Genomic DNA, 16793 nt, shown 5'->3' on the forward strand with positions numbered 1-16793 from the left:
TAATGATGGTTCTCTTTCAAAACCTCAAGTTATAGCAGAACCAAACGTTTAAATAAATAGGCATAAAAAAAGTATGGAAGAATATTTCTCCCATACTTTTTCTTTATAACGCTCTTACTTGTTTCAACGGCCAGAAAACAGCTTGTCCTTTTCCGACAATTTCATCTTCTGAAATAAACCCAAACATACGACCGTCTTTAGAAACTTCACGATTATCCCCTAAAACAAATACTTGGCCTTCTGGCACTTTCGTTTTTCCTGTGATTTGTTCTAACGTAAAGTCTGGAGTTAATACACGGCCTGCTGCTTTTTCTTTAAACTCTTTTAAATATGGTTCTTCCATCGCTTTTCCGTTTACATATAAAACATCATTTTTATACTCAACTGTATCACCTGGTAAACCAATTACTCGTTTTACTAAATCGTATCCTTCTTTTCCATGAAAGACGATAATATCAAAACGTTCTAATCCACTTATACTGTAACCAATCTTGTTCACGAGAACTCGTTCGTTATTTTCTAAAGTGGGCATCATCGATTCGCCTTGTACTAATGACGGTGTAAATAAAACACCGCGAATAATTGCGATTAATACAAGGGTAAATCCTATCGTTTTCGCCCATGAGAATAATTCTTTCTTCGTATTTTCCTTCATCGTTTCTCCTCTTTCTTAATTGTTTATTGTATGATTTGAACTAATTCTTGTACGAAATTAGGATCAATTTCAGCAAAACATGATTTCCCTTCTCTTACCGCTGTACCGACATGAGCTTGCGAAATTCCAGTTTCATTTAGCAATTGCTTTATATTTTCTTTCGTTACACCAGCTCCAACTACAAGCTGAATTTGACCATCGCTTACCTTTTGCATATCTGTAAGCACCGGAATATTATCAACTATATTCCCTTGTCCACCTGAAGTTAAGACGTGAGTCACTTTATGAAACTTCTTTAACGTTCTCATCGCTTCTACTGGATTTTCCGTGTCGTCTATTGCACGGTGATATGTGACATTTATCCCATCTACCACAGATAATAAATTCGCTAGTTTCTCTTCATCCACTTCATTTCTTTCATTTAATACACCTAATACAACACCAGCTACTCCTAAATTCTGAGCAACTACAATATCTTCTTTCATCATTTCAATTTCTTCTTCCGTATATGTAAAAGACTTCGCATGCGGACGAATCATAACGTGAATCGGTATATGTACTGCTTCTACCGCTTTTTTTATAAAAGCATAACTCGGCGTTAAACCGCCTTCTGTATAAGATGAAATTAATTCAATTCGCTTTCCGCCAGCTCGTTCAATTCGTTTTACATCTTCTAAACATGTTGCAATAACCTCTAGCATGAGATAACCTCTTTTCGTGCTTTTTTCTTATTATACAGTAGGTGAAATAAGAAGCATAGCATTCTCCTATAAAACGATAAAAAGAAGAATGAAAAGAAAGATTTTTTCAATTGATAACGTGTATTGGTAATCTTATATTTTTCATATTCTACAAAAAAGGAGTAACCCCCTAGAACGCCTAACTAGGTGTCACTCCTTTTCATTTTACAAAAACACTAAATTTCTCCGCTATATTTAGTTATTTTTCTTTGTTACTTCATTATAATAATGGCTAAATGCTTCTACTAATGCGTCTACGGAAGCATACAGTTCTTCTGGAGTATTATCTACCCCTCCCATTTCAATAAGTAATGCATTTGGAGAAAGATCTTGATTATATACTCCATTCCCGCTTTTACGATCTTTAATAAAAATGCCTCGGCTTAAACCGTAATACTTCTCGTCTAAATATGAATTGATTGCCGTTACTATTTTTTTATTTTTTTCATAGTTAGGATTTTCTCGACCTAAAATAAAATAGAGTCGTGCATAATCCTTTCCATTAATCGTTTTCTTCGTAATATTTTTTCGTGCATCGTCCCTATGAAGATCAATGGGAAACATAATATTTTTATCTTGTGCTAATTTTTCTTGTAATATTTGACGAGATCCTTTGTAAGATTGGGCCCAGTTTAAATTTTTATTTCGTAGAAAGTCCCTCATATTTGTCGTATCATGTGAAACGCCTATTCCTTTTTCTTCTAACTTTTGTTTTAAATAATTTCCAACAAACGTAATATTCACTTCATTATTTGTACTAGAGGCATCATCAGGTTTAGTAGCACCTGGAATGAGAGGAATAAACGACTCCCAACTATGTGTATGATAAATAAAAACTTTATTTTCACCGTTATTTTGTGTATTTGAATTGTTTTCTTTCTCACTCTTTGGGTGTTTAACAGCAGTACCTTTATCTTGAATATTCTCTAAAGGAATGCTGGATTCTTCAGGAATGTTCGTATAATCTGTTCCTTCCCCGGCAATTAATATTTCTGAATAAAATTGATTCATATTTGGAAGTTCTCGAGTTAATAAGCTCCGGAGGTCATTTACATTAATATTTGTAGAAAGTGAAAGTAAAAAAGATTCCAAAGACGCTCGTCCTTTTTCTTTATGAAATTCTTCGGCAAAATAACGATTTTCACTGCCTATCATATACATAAGGCCTTTCGTAGAATTCGTTCCTAATAATTGATTAATATAATAAGATTTAAATACGTTTGAATTACTAGAAATGAAGAATGAAGTGAGAATACATATAATTGTGAATAAAAGACATATCATTACATACTTTATATTAAATACTTTCAGTTTCACTTTATTCATTTTATATCTCCCTTCATTTACTATATTCTTACGCATAATTTTCAATGAATATGATTACTAATTTAATAGAATCGTCTCAACTACTATTTTTTCAGCTAATCTCTTTCCGTAAAGCAAGTGAGGTTAATTTGTCATGCGCAAATATCACTAAAGATTTTTAAAAGAAATGAAATAACCTGAGTCTACATTTGTATAGACTCAGGTTATTTCATTTCTTTATTTTCCATGTCAATGCCTAATTCGTCTTTCAAGAACTTCATACCTTTTCTTGTAAGATGGACAGCCCGATTCTTATCCGTTTTTGTAATCCATTCCTGTTCAAAAAATAGTTTTGCTATTGCAGATCCTAACCAACCAGAAATATGGTAGCGTCGTTCACTCCAATCAAGACAAGGTTTTGCAAATATTCTTCTCTTTATATTTGCCGTTTCAATATTTATTCCAAAATTCAGAAACCACCGCTTACCTTGTTCCGTTACAATGTATTCTCCTTTCTCTAAAATGATAAATTCCTTATCTAATAATTTTTCGGTTATCTCTACACCGAGTCTACCTGCAAGATGATCGTAACAAGTTCGAGCATAACGAATTTGTTTTAGTTGATCTGATTGTTTTAAAGACCGAACTTGAACTGTTGGTGCGATTGTTCCTAACTTTTCAAGAACCTCTGCTACCTCTTGATTAGCAAGTCGATAGTAACGATGTCTACCATGTTGTTCAACTTTAAGTAGATTCCCCTCTACTAATTTAGAAAGATGAGAACTAATTGTTGGATGTGACACCTTTGCCATATAAGCTAATTCGCTAGCAGGTAGTGCCTGATTATTCATTAAACACTCTAAGATAATTGCTCTTGTAGGTTCAGCAATAAGTTTAGCTATATATGAGATATTCGGATATACATTCATATTTCGATGATACCCTAACTATTAAATTGATACAATTATTTTAAATTTAACAGTAAAGGAGAATGTATTATGAATGCAATTGATCTTAGTATATTAAATTTAAAAGAAACGAGAAGGCGCTCTATCAAACTGTGGAGGTCACTTCCTGATAGCTTGCTTTCTTGGAAACCTGACAACGAAGCAATGACTTTTGGAGAGATGATCCGTCATGTGTGGAGTGCAAGTTTCCATTATCATTTGCTCTTAAGGAACGACGGATCGATAAAGACAGATATACATACTCCATACGATAAAGAACCAATCACTTCTGTTGAAAAAGAGATAGAGTTATCGCAATCGTATTTTTCCAATTTTATAGAATATGTTGAATCCATATCAACTGAAGAATTAGAATCAAGACTTATTGATAGAAGTGATGTAGGCTATCAACGATATTTGGGTGACATGCTTTTAAGAATTGCCTATCATGATGCCGTTCATACGGGTCAGTTTTTACAATACTTAAGAATGGTAGGATTGGAAAGACCCCTTATATGGGATTAACCTTAAATAAAGATTTTGTGAGGAAAGCCCGATTACCGTCAAGCTTAGATTAAGTAAAAAGGTTGTGGTAACTTGATGAATAATACGAATATTGTTGCAAACCGAGCACTTTCTCATTTTAGTGAAAAAATGGTAATCCTGACTGCTGGTATCGGGATGTTTTTATCATCTTTAGATACTGGTATTATCAATATTGCTTTACCATTTCTAGAAAAAGAATTTCACTCAACAGTAGCTATAACGGCATGGAGTGTAACTATATATGTTATAGCACTTAGTGCCACTATCCTTTTATTTGGAAAACTTAGTGATCGCGTAGGCCGAATCCGAATATGTTTGTGGGGGTTTGTTCTATTTCTTTTCAGTTCTATATTATGCGGTTTATCTCAAGAAATGTGGCAAATGCTTGTATTCCGAGCCATTCAGGGCATTGGTGCTGCTGCTTTACAAGCTACATCTGCAGCTCTCATTACAACTCTTGTCACCCCTGAAAATCGTAGTCATGCATTAGGTACCTTAGGAGTAATGATAGGATTAGGGCCTATTTTAGGTCCCACTGCAGGAGGATTTTTCATTTCACTTGGAAGTTGGCGATGGATTTTTTTGATTAACATTCCATTATGCCTAATTGGATTATGGGCTTGTTACAAAATCTCTCGAGTTATAAAAGAAGAAATACATCCATCACCTATCGATGTATTAGGAAATATATACTTCACTTTAAGCGCCTTGCTATTTCTTTTTGGTTTCTCTCATGGATCAAGTCTAGGAATGAAAAGTATATCTACATGGGAATATATCATGATTTCAATTATTTTATTAGTTACTTTTATAATTCATGAATCCAAAGTAAAACACCCTATTATAGATGTACATTTATGCCAGCATTCAAACTTTATCGTTCCTATATTTGCAACAGTAGGTTTTGGAGTGGCCTCAGCAATTATTTTTATCATTCCACCCTATTTCCTACAAGCATTTACGCAATTAACTCCTTGGCAAACAGGATTTGTTTTATTATCAGCCCCGCTTGGTTTAGTAATATTTTCGCGAATAGCAGGAAAATACATGGAACGTTTTGGGCCAAAATTACTTATGAAAATAGGTTTATGTGTTATGTTTATAGCATTTGTTGGATTAAGCTTTATCCAAGCCCATTGGTCACCATATATAATGGTGAGCTTATTACTTCTATATGGGGGTGGAGGGGGAATTTTCCAGCCTGCTAATATTGCATCAATTATGACATCTGTATCTAAAGAGAAACAAGGTACGATTGGAGCTGTGCAACGTATGTTACAAAACGTTGCAATTGCATTTGGTGCCGCAGTTGCCGCAACATTTATGGATTCACAAGGCAATATGGAAACAGATGGGCTTATTCAAGCATTCCGATATTCGTGGTACTTTGGTGGAGGATTACTATTATTTAATCTTTTATGTTTTTTAGGCTATCGGAAATCTTAAAATGACCAAATATAATTTCTAACAATTAAAAGCCGAATTTATCCCAAGATAAATTCGGCTTATTTTTTTCGTTTTGGTGAACAATTAATTGCTTAAGTTGAGGGGCGTGTATAGTGACCCTTATGACTCTTTCTAATTTTGAAATATACTCTATATCAGACGATACAGTGTTGGCAACATATCGTGTAAGAGATGAAACTAGAATGCAGAATACTTTGTGAAGCTCCATTTGGAAACTAATAGAGGGAAGATGGCAAATGTTTTTCCAACAAGGAACACTTACAAAATCATGATAAGCATTTATATTAAAACGCGTGCTTTTTAAACTAGTATATCCAACGAATAAAAAGCACGTGTTCGATTACTAATCAAACACGTGCTTTCAAAACAACTATATTGCACTTAAATAATAAAGTTCAAGCTAAAAAAACTACGACCGAAACGCAGCATCCGCCAACATAGATAGTGTTGCATCATCCATCGGCGGATTGTGTAGTCCTGCTCTAACGTTTAAATAGTAACGATGAAGCGGATTTTTTTCTGATAAACTTTTTGCTCCTACGATGCGCATTGATTTATCCACTATCGATATCGCCGCATTTGTTACGGCGTATTTCACTGCCGCTAATTCTGCTTGCAGTGACAGTTTATCTTCTGCCTCATCGTATTTTTTCGCAATTTGATATAAAAAGACGCGAGCTTGCATAAGCTCGAGTTCTAATTCTCCAACTAATCTTCTAACATTCGGTAATAAACTAATAGAATGGTTTAAACTATTTGGTTTGTATGATCCCGCAAACTGAACTGCATAATTTCTTGCTGATTGTGCAATTCCTAAATAGCATGCTGGTATATGTAGCAACCAGCCAATACCCTTTTGTTTCACTTTCCCGCCTTTTACATCCGTAAAAAAGCGACTTTCTATCTCTACATTTTGTAAGACAAGGTCGTGGCTAGCAGTCCCTCGCATTGCAACGCTATCCCACGTTTCTTCAATGGATACACCGATTGTATTTCTTGGAATGACAAACTCACCAACTTCTTCTTTGCCCTCCATACTTGCTGAAATAATAAAATAATCAAGTACTGGCGCCATCGTTGTAAAAGTTTTCCTTCCATTTATAACCCACTTCTCGCCTTGTTGAACCGCTATTGTTTCTGGTTTACCGCCACGCGTCGGGCTCCCTGTTTTCGGTTCTGTTGCTGCCCTATTAAAGAGCGCCCCATTTCGCACTTCTTCGCAAAACCATTTAAACATCTCATCATTCCAAGAGCGATTTTCCGCTAGTTCTTTCACAATGCCAAGATGCCAGCCAATCGATAATGCAGTAGCCCCGCAGCCTTCCGCAATTTTCTCTTGAAATAGAACGAAGTCATATAAAGAAATCGCACTACCACCAAATTCCTTCGGTAACGTTAATTTCGTATATCCGATATGTTTCAAATCATTTATATTTTCATACGGAAATGATCCTAATTCACTTAGTTGATGCTCCCTTTCCATGAACTTCGGAATCAATTTATTTATTTGTTCAATAATGAAAGATTGTTTTTCTGTTTCAACAAATGAGAGTGCCATACTATAATCTCCTTTATGTTCGATTCATAAACCGTTCATTTTGTCATTATGATTATATGAAGCTACCTCTCTATTGTTTCACTATTCCGATAAAAATACAATGTTTTTGACTAATAAGAAAAGTTCCTATTTAAAGATAGGTTCTTTTCTTATTAGTCTCCCTTCAATGCCTTTAATGGCAACGAGGTTACATATCCAATATACGAGAATAATTCTTTAAAGAAGAATGGTATTTCTGTATCTAACGTTTTATATGCTGATGTCGGCGTTGGTGAAGCATACGCTTCAATATTAATATGTTTTGCGATTCTCATTGCGCGTTTCATATGAAGTGGATCACTTACAATCGTGTATGTGCGTATGCCGTTCTCTACTCCAACTTCCTTCGCATTCTTTAAGTTTTCTTCAGTGAAAAGGGATTTTGTTTCAATTAAAATATCTTCGTCTTTTACACCTTGTTTCATTGCATATACTCTTGCAGTACGAGCTTCCTCAAGTTCGGCCTCGAACTTTGTACCACCTGTAAAAATAATCTTTTTAATATTTCCGTTCTTATATAAAGAAATCGCATGATTAATTCTTTCTTTAAATACAGGAGATGGTTTTCCGTTCCATGAAGCTGCTCCTAGTACAATACCAGCATCCGTTTTTACGTCATCATTTGCTTTAAAACGATAACTCCAAATATCGTAAGCTGCATAACTTACATATAAAATAGCAGAACAAATCATTAGTAAAAATACTTGAAAGATTCGCCTTTTCTTACTCTTCTTATTTTCTTTCATTTGTAATTGCCTCCGTACATCATCCATACTTCTATAAAAAAACATTTATATCAAATCGTTTTGTTTGAGTTTATTTAAAAGAAGGAACTTTACTTGTTATTTATGTATAAAAGGGTTTTCATTTAAAATTGAGGATTATCAATTCATTTTCATTTGCGGTTTTCATTACATGTTTTAAATTCATAAGTTTATTACCATACAACTACATTGTAACGAATTTTTTCTCAGAAGGGAACGATGAAACAAAAGGAATTAAAATAAAGTAGCATTTTGTAAGAAAAAAGGTATATTTTTCATGCCTTACGAACAATATACCTTTCAAAACACGAATTATAGCTTTTCTTTATACAACTCTAATTTTTCTAACAATTGTTCTTTCACGTCTGGCCATTCACTTGAGATAATACTGTACACAACTGCATCTCTCACATAACCATTCGGTAATTTTCTTTCATTTCTAAGCACACCCTCTTTTACTGCGCCTAACCTTTCAATTGCTCGTTGTGCTTTTTCATTTCTTGCATCCGTCTTAATTTGTACCCTGAGCATATGGAGTTTTTCAAAAGCATACTGGAGAAGCATATACTTACACTCTGTATTTATACTCGTACGCTGGACACTTGGATGATACCACGTTTGTCCTAACTCGACTGTTTTATCTTCTACCGAAATATTATATAGACGTGTACTTCCTACAATCTTATTCGTCTGTTGATCCACTACAACGAAAGGTATTTGCGTACCTTTTCCATAACCTTGTATCGCTTTTTGAACATATTGCTGCATATCTTGCACACTATCCATTTTAGAGATTAAATACGCCCAAATTTCCCGATTTCCTTCTACAATCGAAAACAAAGTTTCGACATCATTACCGTCCATTAACCGTAGCTTTGCTCTTTCGTGAATGATTTCCATTTGTAAGCCCCCTTTTTCTTACTATATCACAGAAATAAACATTTAATTATATAGATATTAAAACATTAACACTAACTTTTAAATGCACTTAAAATTCAAGTTTTAATACCTTCTTACATAATAATCCGTAAAAGCCTGTAACAAATACCGTGTCCATCCCATTATATCAAGCTACATTTATATTGGTTTCATTTCATGTAAGGTTTTTCTTTTTCTAAAGGTCTAGTGTGCATTATTGAAAGATTTGCACACCAAAAACGCTATTATTTCTACAAAAAGATTATTTTTTCAATTTGGTAGTATGGATAATTCTGGATTACACCCAAAAAATACTATATAATAATAAAGTGAAAGTTTTACAGTTAATTCATATGGGGTAAATGGGAGGATATAAAAATGCTAGATCAAATTACTTGGGGAACGCCAGGCAGCTTATTATGCTTAGGATTCTTTTTTGCAGGATTAGGAATTTTCTTAAGAAGTATTACGTCATATTCGAAAAACAAATAAAACATCAAAACAGTGTACATTTTAAAGTATTTACTTGATAAAAACACTAAACAAAAGAATCCTTCCTTTTATAGAAGGATTCTTTTTTATACTTTTCCCCTTTTTAAAGTAACAAATAAGCAATCGGCGTAATGATAAGCAACGTTAATATCGTTCTTTGTACGTACAGAATAATAAGTTCTGATACTTTTAACGGAATATCTGTCGATAAAATACATGGGATGGATGCTGAGAAAAACAATATAGATGATACCGAAACAACCGCAATGACAAACTTTGTCACAAGTGGTGCACTAACTACTAATAATGATGGTAAAAACATTTCCGCAATACCGACGGATGCCGCTTTAGCAGCTAAGTCTGCTTCTGGCAGTTGTAAAGCCCATGTAAAAGGATAAAAAATATAGCTGACCCAATCAAATATTGGTGTGAACTTCGCTAAGACAATACCAATTAACCCTACAGACATAATAGATGGTAAAATTCCCATCGTCATGATAAAACCGTCTTTTAAGTTCACTGCAATATTTTTTATAATACTCGGTGCAGATTTCGATACTTCTAGCGCATCTTCCCAAGCACGCTCTAGCATTTTCTCCTTATAAACAGGCTCTGGGAACCCTTCTTCCGTTATGTATGTATCTGGCTTTCTACTAAGTGGTGGGATTCTTACGGTGATAGCGGTCACGATGAATGTTACAACGAGAGTAGTCCAAAAATAAACATTCCATAAATGCATAATGTCTAATGTTTTTGCGATGATAATCATAAATGTTGCGGATACTGTAGAAAAGCCTGTAGCGATAATGGCTGCTTCTTTTGTCGTATATTTCCCTTCTTTATACACGCGATTTGTAATTAATAAAGCCAATGAATAACTCCCCACAAAGGACGCAACCGCATCAATTGCTGATCTTCCAGGTGTTTTCCATAATGGTCTCATAATCGGACGGCAAAATGTACCGATAAATTCAAGCAATCCATATCCGACTAATAATGCTAAAAACGCCGAACCAATCGGAACGAGTAAACTTACCGATATTACTAGTTTTTCATACAAAAACGGCCCCACATCTGGTGCAAAGAACCAAGCTGGCCCTACTTTCAAACAATATAATACACCGAAAACGACGCCAACTACTTTTAAAATAGAAAAACAAATATCTACGATAGATACATTCCACTTTTTCGTATAAAACGGATAAATCGCACCCATTATCATAACGAGTAGTGCGTAATAAGGTACTAGGCCCGGAACCGAAGCTCTAATCCACGACACGATATGATCAATCATAATAGACGATGCACCGTTTATCGTAACCGGCACGAAAAACATAAACACTCCTACTAAACTAGCGAGTATAAACCGAAGAATGATGCCCTTCTCACTCCCAGTCTTAATTACATTCCTTTTTAATTCAATTTCACTCAAAATTCGACACCTCCTATTTATCTAAATATTCTGTATAATTATATTGAATTCCTTCTTTCATATTCAAATATGTAAACAGATTTTAGACATCTATTGTTTCATCTGAATAAATGAATTAAAATAACCATAATAAGGATATTTCAAAGGGGCATATAAACTATGAAAAAAATAAATATTAATCATGAAAAAACATTGCTCAAAAAGAAAATTGTAAAAAAAACTCAACTGCAAGCTGCTAGAGGTCTTGGATATCTAGCTGCCCAAGTAGTTAACTTAAAAATAAATCAAGTTTTAAAAGACAGTGAGAAGAAATAAGAAAAAGCGTAGAAATTCCTACGCTTTTTCTTATTTCTTTTCAACTATATTATGCTCTTCTGAAACATACTATGTCCATCCGTACTACCGACATATTCAAAACCACATCGCTTATAGAAATCATTCAACGTAACATTATGCCCTACACAATCTAGTTTTAACAACTCTTTGTCATGTTGTACATTCTCTTCTATCCACCGTAACATCCATTCTCCGATTCCGTTCCCCTTATACTTCCGATTCACCGCAAATCTATGAATATATAATGAATTAGAAACTTCCTCTTTACCAAAAATATATTCATCCCATTCATTTTGTTTAGGAGATACTGTAACTGTACCGATAATTTCATCTTCTTTCGTAACCACATATGTATATTTCTCTCTTATACCTTCTAATATTTCAGCCGTAGCTTCTCCTCCTAAAAGGTACTGCCACTGGTCCACTTCTTTATGTTGTAGCCATTGTGCTACTTCTTTTAATAGAGTAATAATGTTATCGCTTTCCTCTTCATTAGCGATTCGAATTGTATATTTCTCCATATTTCCGTTCCCCTTTCCTATGCTTACTTCGCTCTTTATTAATTTTCATTTTATACATTATATACCAAAATTAATTACTGCACTTTTAAATTTATCTATTTGATAACTTGTATCCATCAAAAAAAAACGCTTCACTCATAGTGAAACGTTTTTATCTTTTATGCCTGTAATTCCGTTTTATGTCCCCTTACTACACTACGTTTTAAAGCAGTCGCTAAAATAATAACGATACTTACCGCACCAATCCAAATAAGCACAATAACAGGTGTACTCCAGCTTAACCCTTTTCCGAAGAAGAATATTTCTCTAAGTCCTTCAATCATAAATCGCATCGGCAACCATGTATACACCCAGTCTTGGTAAAATGGAGACAACATTTCAGGCGCTAATGATAATAACGGTGCACCAAAGAATAGTAAGAGAGCAAATATACTGATTCCCTTTAGTCCGACTATTGAAAGTACCGCCGATATCATTAAGAAGAAACTAAAGGACGTAATAGTTAAAAACAGTGCCGTATCAGTGAAATTTGAAATATTTAGTCCTACCATTCCATCCGCAATCCATGTAAGACCGAACCCAATGACAAATGCTGCGACAGCCCCTGTTATGATTTGTTTTAGTTTTAATATGAAGTTTTCTTTTCTTGTACCTACTGGCATTTTACTTATCGCAATAAAGATAATTGCTGCGCTCGCTAAACTTGCAATCCATAACGGTTGGAATAAAGAAATTGGCGAGTTACCGTTCGCACTGTTTTTGCCAATTTCATTTACATTTATCACTTTCTTTGTAATCGGTGTTACTACATTTGAAACTTGATCTGCTGTTAAAGTAGCTTCTTTTGCTTTCAGTCCTTCTAATATTTGTTTACGAACATTGTTGTTCATATTATCAACTACACTATTTAATATTTGTCCTGCCATAGTTGATGCCGCTGTATTCATTCCTTGATTTATGAATATTTCTACTTCTGGCGAAGATGGCTGTGGTGTTGGTAATGATGCTTGTTTTGTACTAAAGTCTTTCGGAATGACTAACGCTGCATAATACTCTTGATCATTTAAACCGTTTTGCAAGGTTTCCTCATTTTTCACTTCTATCCACTTCACCGCAGGTTCTTCTTCTGATTTTGATGTCTTTTTCATATTATCAACAATTGTTTGCCCCATATTCATCTTCGGTTGATTCGGAATTTCTACTCCTTGATCCTCATTTACAATTGCGATTGGCAAGTTTTTCGGCTGAGGTTGAACGGTTGGAAATAACGTTAATGAAAAAATAAAAACAACAAGTAGGGCAATAACTGGTGATAATAATAAAAGTTTATTTTTAAACATTTTCTTTTCTCCTCCTATCATTTGATTTATAATAACCAACAACGTGTTGTTTATTTATATTTGAATTATATGTTCGAGTTGAACCTTATACAATAATCAAAAATCGTGAATGTGTCGGTTATAAGACACTTTCTTGAAATGTGTTGGCTAAAATTAAGGAGGGACATGCTTTGCGCGATAGTAATTTAGATTTACGTGTTGTTCGTACGAAAACTGCCATACGAAATGCATTGGTGGAATTAATTGAGGACAAAGGTTTTGACGCCATTACAGTGAAAGATATTACAACGAAAGCAAACATTAATCGCGGTACTTTCTATACGCACTATCAAGATAAATTTGATTTAATGACAAAATGCCAAGAAGACATTATGTATGAGTTTTCTAACATTGCAAAAAAGAGATTCCCAGAAGTGATTGCGGATCTCGGATCGAACCCTTCTCCAACAATGCCGTTTCTACTTATCACTTCTATTCTTGAATTTCTAAATGAAAATAGTGATTTTATGAAAGCTGTATTAAGCCCAAAAGGAGATTTATCTTTTCAAACAAAGTTGAAAGACTTTATGTGGAAAACATTATTTGAAGATACGAATGGTGCTCTCATTAATAAGGAAAATTTACTTGTTCCAAGCCAATATTTAGCTTCTTATATGGCATCTGCTCATATTGGTGTCATTCAGCAATGGTTAAATAGTGGCCAAAAAGAAACACCAGAGGAAATTGCTCGTATTTTATCAACAATCGCAGTTCATGGACCTTTTTATGCAGCTGGTTTAAAGAAGTGAGTTATTGCAAAATAAAAAGATCATCCACTATTTATAGCGGATGATCTTTTACTTCATTACAACACTTCAATATACCCTTCTGTTCCATGTACTCGTATTCGTTGCCCATCTTTTATTAATTTCGTAGCGTTCTCTACTCCAACGACTGCCGGTAATCCATATTCCCGTGCAATAACCGCCCCGTGAGTCATAAGTCCGCCGACTTCAGTGACTAGTCCTTTTATAGATACAAATAATGGCGTCCAGCCAGGGTCAGTAAAAGCTGTAACTAATATATCTCCCTCTTCTAAATTCGCTTCTTCCATGTTTAAAATAACGCGAGCTCTCCCCTCAACTACTCCAGAAGAAACAGGCAGACCTGCAATCGCGTCAGCTGGGAGGTTTTCTCGTTTATATTTACCTGTAATGATTTCTCCATCAGACGTCATTATACGAGGAGGCGTTAGTTTTTCATATAATTTATAATCATTTTTTTGTTTATGAATAAGCTCATAATTTAGTTTCTTCGTGCGAACAACTTCGTGAAGCTCTTCAAAAGTTAAATAGTATATATCATCAACTTCATGAATGACACCGCTCTGCACAAGTTGCTCAGCTTCTTTTAGTAACGCCTGCTTATATATGAAATAACGATTAATCATACCGTATTTCGGATATTCACGATAGCCGATAAAATTACGGATATTGCGAATCATTCGCTTCGTTTCTTCTACTTTTTGTTTTCCATCCGGCAATTGCTGCAATCGATCTACTAACTCTTCTTCTTTTTTCAAAGCTTCTTGCAGTCCTTCTTCAAATTTCCGTTTACTTGCACCATATTCAAAATCTCTTATATTATTTAAAATCATCGGGATAATGGTTGTTGGCTTCTCACTCCAGCGCGTTTTCGTAATGTCGATTTCTCCGCTACATCTCATTCCGTATTTATTTAGAAAAGCATCTATTGCCTCTCGAGCTTTTTCTCCGCCTTTAAACTGAACGAGTTCATCTAAAAAGCTATCATTTTCTACATGTTGTAAATACGCAATAACTTCTTCGTACGGCCGAATCACATCAGCAACTTCCATTAATGCTAAACCCATTTCCGACGTAATATTATTTTGCACCGATTGAGAAAGGGTGTCCGCTGCATTCTTTTCGCCCAGCCATTGCTCCATTTTTTCATTGATCCATGTTGAAGCATTCATACCTGCCATAATAACTGCTATACTTTGCGGATTAAACAATACTTTCTTTAATTGCTGAATATCTTCCAAAATAAAATCAAGTACGTCCACTCCTGATTTCAGTTGCATAGTTTCTTTTAACTCTTCAAGTGATGCTTCACTATTCTTTATTAATTCCGTAACGATTGCTGGATCATTTTCGATTTCTGGTCGCGAACTTACTGGTGGCTTACTTTTACTAGCACTCTTTTCCGTTTCTTCATCCGGTAACAATGTAATAAAATTATCTCGCTCGACTACAGTCGTTAATGCATCTCTTATGAGCGGATCTGATTTTCCTAACGTATTTATTAAGTAATCTCTGCTAGCAGGTGAAGCTAATTGTTGCGTAGCATCAACAAACAGCCGTCCTCCCGCTTTGCGCATTGGGGCACTTGTCGTTAACAGGAAAAAAGATAACCCTAATGGTTTCATCGCATCGGTCATCATTTGTTGGTGACCAACTGATATATATACATGATTTCCCCCATCATTTTCTTCCGGAATTGGATATAAAGTCGTTATCGGCCTGCTTTGAACAATATAAAATGTATTACGGGCTAAACACCATTCAATATCTTGCGGACAGCCAAAATAAGCTTCTATCTGTCTTCCGATCTGTTCTAGTTGTAATATTTGTCGTTCAGACAATGTTTGAATCTTTTGCTGAGCTGAATCAATTTGTTTCGTCTCTGTTCCGCCCTCTTTTACAGCATAAATAGCTAATTTTTTAGTCGCTATCATCGTTTCAGTAATTTTACCTTCTTTTACTTTATAATTATCGGCAGAGACCAGTCCTGATACTAACGCCTCACCAAGTCCAAAACTGGCATCAATTGATAGCACCTTTCGGTTAGAAGTAACCGGATCAGCCGTAAATAGAATGCCCGAAGCCTGCGGGAAAACCATTTTTTGAACGACAACACATATAGAAACTTGATTATGTTCAAAACCATTTTGCATACGGTACATGACTGCTCGCTCTGTAAATAAAGAAGCCCAGCACTTTCTTACATGCTGTAAAATCGCTTCTTTTCCGATAATATTTAAATACGTATCTTGTTGACCTGCAAACGAGGCATACGGTAAATCTTCAGCCGTAGCACTAGAACGCACGGCATACGCGTGTTCATTTCCAAAACGTGAGAGATACTGAGTTACTGCTTCCACTACATCAGTAGGGATTTGTACTGCCATAATGACTTCTCTAATTTCCTTACTCATTTCACCAATTTGAGCTCGGTCTTCAAGTTCCAACTTGGTCAGCTGCTGCAACAAAGTTTGAAGCTCTTCATTTTGCTCGATAGCTTTTTCATATCCTACCGTTGTCACACAAAATCCTTCTGGCACCTGTATACCTTGAATGTTAGATAACTCCCCTAAATTCAACCCTTTTCCGCCGACGAGTGAAAGCTGCCCCTTTTCTATTTCCTGAAAATCGAGAACGAAAGAACTCATATAACATCTCTCCTTACTATGCATGTGTTCTTGATTGTAGCAGGAGTAAATGAGAAGAAACAGTCTATTTCGAATTTGATTTACATGATATAATTAAGTTAGGAAGAGATTAAATAATGCCCTAGTTGCATAATGAAGCAACTAGGGCTTCTTATTTCCTCTCAATTTTAAATTACAATTTGTTCACAACTAACTTCAATGTATTTCTGTTTTCCCCCTTTATTATAGGAACGCCATGAATTATCATTCACAATTCTTACCTCAACAAATGGTACATAACTC

General features: G+C 34.9%; 15 protein-coding genes. 4 read left to right on the forward strand and 11 right to left on the reverse strand.

The window, feature by feature from the left end:
- Positions 1-103: 103 nt before the first annotated feature.
- From lepB to PDQ40_RS07865, 4 genes are all read right to left on the reverse strand, one after another.
- On the reverse strand, positions 104-655 hold the full coding sequence (lepB, locus tag PDQ40_RS07850) for a signal peptidase I (protein WP_000662493.1): 552 nt from the start codon (positions 653-655) through the stop codon (positions 104-106).
- 23 nt (positions 656-678) lie between these two features.
- Complete coding sequence (locus PDQ40_RS07855) at positions 679-1356, reverse strand: copper homeostasis protein CutC (protein ID WP_000895083.1); 678 nt, start codon at positions 1354-1356, stop codon at positions 679-681.
- Between the two features lie 234 nt (positions 1357-1590).
- Positions 1591-2721 (reverse strand): stage II sporulation protein P, encoded by a 1131-nt coding sequence (gene spoIIP, locus PDQ40_RS07860; RefSeq protein WP_001045277.1) that lies wholly within the window; start codon positions 2719-2721, stop codon positions 1591-1593.
- 203 nt (positions 2722-2924) lie between these two features.
- On the reverse strand, positions 2925-3629 hold the full coding sequence (locus PDQ40_RS07865; protein ID WP_001103828.1) for an ArsR/SmtB family transcription factor: 705 nt from the start codon (positions 3627-3629) through the stop codon (positions 2925-2927).
- A 69-nt stretch (positions 3630-3698) separates the two neighbouring features.
- On the opposite strand from PDQ40_RS07865, the gene PDQ40_RS07870 reads away from it, so the two are divergent.
- Both PDQ40_RS07870 and PDQ40_RS07875 read left to right on the forward strand, forming a co-directional pair.
- Positions 3699-4172 carry a DinB family protein gene (locus PDQ40_RS07870; RefSeq protein WP_000991290.1) on the forward strand — a complete coding sequence of 158 codons (474 nt, stop codon included), beginning with the start codon at positions 3699-3701 and terminating at the stop codon, positions 4170-4172.
- Positions 4173-4247: 75 nt separating this feature from the next.
- Positions 4248-5639 (forward strand): MFS transporter, encoded by a 1392-nt coding sequence (locus PDQ40_RS07875; RefSeq protein ID WP_270691331.1) that lies wholly within the window; start codon positions 4248-4250, stop codon positions 5637-5639.
- A 430-nt stretch (positions 5640-6069) separates the two neighbouring features.
- Here PDQ40_RS07875 and PDQ40_RS07885 read toward each other — a convergent pair whose 3' ends face one another.
- The 4 genes from PDQ40_RS07885 to PDQ40_RS07900 all read right to left on the reverse strand — a co-directional run bounded on the left by PDQ40_RS07885 (position 6070) and on the right by PDQ40_RS07900 (position 10863).
- Complete coding sequence (locus PDQ40_RS07885; RefSeq protein WP_001218397.1) at positions 6070-7218, reverse strand: acyl-CoA dehydrogenase family protein; 1149 nt, start codon at positions 7216-7218, stop codon at positions 6070-6072.
- 152 nt (positions 7219-7370) lie between these two features.
- Positions 7371-8003: a YdcF family protein gene (locus tag PDQ40_RS07890; RefSeq protein ID WP_000662214.1), complete on the reverse strand. Its 633-nt coding sequence runs from the start codon at positions 8001-8003 to the stop codon at positions 7371-7373.
- 330 nt (positions 8004-8333) lie between these two features.
- The gene (locus tag PDQ40_RS07895) at positions 8334-8921 is read right to left on the reverse strand and encodes a GNAT family N-acetyltransferase (protein ID WP_000402574.1); all 588 of its coding nucleotides are present in this window, start codon (positions 8919-8921) and stop codon (positions 8334-8336) included.
- A gap of 613 nt (positions 8922-9534) precedes the next feature.
- Positions 9535-10863, reverse strand: coding sequence for a YjiH family protein (locus tag PDQ40_RS07900; protein WP_001289384.1), 1329 nt, complete (start codon positions 10861-10863; stop codon positions 9535-9537).
- A gap of 159 nt (positions 10864-11022) precedes the next feature.
- Between PDQ40_RS07900 and PDQ40_RS07905 the strand changes: the two genes are divergently transcribed.
- The gene (locus PDQ40_RS07905; RefSeq protein ID WP_002170213.1) at positions 11023-11178 is read left to right on the forward strand and encodes a hypothetical protein; all 156 of its coding nucleotides are present in this window, start codon (positions 11023-11025) and stop codon (positions 11176-11178) included.
- 44 nt (positions 11179-11222) lie between these two features.
- Here the strand turns inward: PDQ40_RS07905 and PDQ40_RS07910 are convergent, their stop codons facing one another.
- Both PDQ40_RS07910 and PDQ40_RS07915 read right to left on the reverse strand, forming a co-directional pair.
- The gene (locus PDQ40_RS07910) at positions 11223-11720 is read right to left on the reverse strand and encodes a GNAT family N-acetyltransferase (RefSeq protein WP_000417621.1); all 498 of its coding nucleotides are present in this window, start codon (positions 11718-11720) and stop codon (positions 11223-11225) included.
- A 158-nt stretch (positions 11721-11878) separates the two neighbouring features.
- Positions 11879-13060: a YhgE/Pip domain-containing protein gene (locus tag PDQ40_RS07915; protein ID WP_076856539.1), complete on the reverse strand. Its 1182-nt coding sequence runs from the start codon at positions 13058-13060 to the stop codon at positions 11879-11881.
- A gap of 170 nt (positions 13061-13230) precedes the next feature.
- Between PDQ40_RS07915 and PDQ40_RS07920 the strand changes: the two genes are divergently transcribed.
- Positions 13231-13848: a TetR/AcrR family transcriptional regulator gene (locus PDQ40_RS07920; RefSeq protein WP_001205688.1), complete on the forward strand. Its 618-nt coding sequence runs from the start codon at positions 13231-13233 to the stop codon at positions 13846-13848.
- A 56-nt stretch (positions 13849-13904) separates the two neighbouring features.
- On the opposite strand, the gene ppsA is transcribed toward PDQ40_RS07920, so the two are convergent.
- A complete protein-coding gene (gene ppsA / locus PDQ40_RS07925) occupies positions 13905-16511 on the reverse strand; it encodes a phosphoenolpyruvate synthase (protein ID WP_270691332.1) in 2607 nt (868 codons plus the stop codon).
- Positions 16512-16793: the final 282 nt, after the last annotated feature.

It is taken from the genome of Bacillus cereus group sp. Bc061, from assembly GCF_027715825.1.
In the GTDB taxonomy this organism is placed as follows: Bacteria; Bacillota; Bacilli; order Bacillales; family Bacillaceae_G; genus Bacillus_A; species Bacillus_A paranthracis.

Coding starts and splice junctions, on each gene's coding strand:
- lepB (WP_000662493.1), bottom strand. CDS start 655: ATGAAGGAAAATACGAAGAAAGAATTATTCTCATGGGCGAAAACGATA.
- PDQ40_RS07855 (WP_000895083.1), bottom strand. CDS start 1,356: ATGCTAGAGGTTATTGCAACATGTTTAGAAGATGTAAAACGAATTGAA.
- spoIIP (WP_001045277.1), bottom strand. CDS start 2,721: ATGAATAAAGTGAAACTGAAAGTATTTAATATAAAGTATGTAATGATA.
- PDQ40_RS07865 (WP_001103828.1), bottom strand. CDS start 3,629: ATGAATGTATATCCGAATATCTCATATATAGCTAAACTTATTGCTGAA.
- PDQ40_RS07870 (WP_000991290.1), top strand. CDS start 3,699: ATGAATGCAATTGATCTTAGTATATTAAATTTAAAAGAAACGAGAAGG.
- PDQ40_RS07875 (WP_270691331.1), top strand. CDS start 4,248: ATGAATAATACGAATATTGTTGCAAACCGAGCACTTTCTCATTTTAGT.
- PDQ40_RS07885 (WP_001218397.1), bottom strand. CDS start 7,218: ATGGCACTCTCATTTGTTGAAACAGAAAAACAATCTTTCATTATTGAA.
- PDQ40_RS07890 (WP_000662214.1), bottom strand. CDS start 8,003: ATGAAAGAAAATAAGAAGAGTAAGAAAAGGCGAATCTTTCAAGTATTT.
- PDQ40_RS07895 (WP_000402574.1), bottom strand. CDS start 8,921: ATGGAAATCATTCACGAAAGAGCAAAGCTACGGTTAATGGACGGTAAT.
- PDQ40_RS07905 (WP_002170213.1), top strand. CDS start 11,023: ATGAAAAAAATAAATATTAATCATGAAAAAACATTGCTCAAAAAGAAA.
- PDQ40_RS07910 (WP_000417621.1), bottom strand. CDS start 11,720: ATGGAGAAATATACAATTCGAATCGCTAATGAAGAGGAAAGCGATAAC.
- PDQ40_RS07915 (WP_076856539.1), bottom strand. CDS start 13,060: ATGTTTAAAAATAAACTTTTATTATTATCACCAGTTATTGCCCTACTT.
- ppsA (WP_270691332.1), bottom strand. CDS start 16,511: ATGAGTTCTTTCGTTCTCGATTTTCAGGAAATAGAAAAGGGGCAGCTT.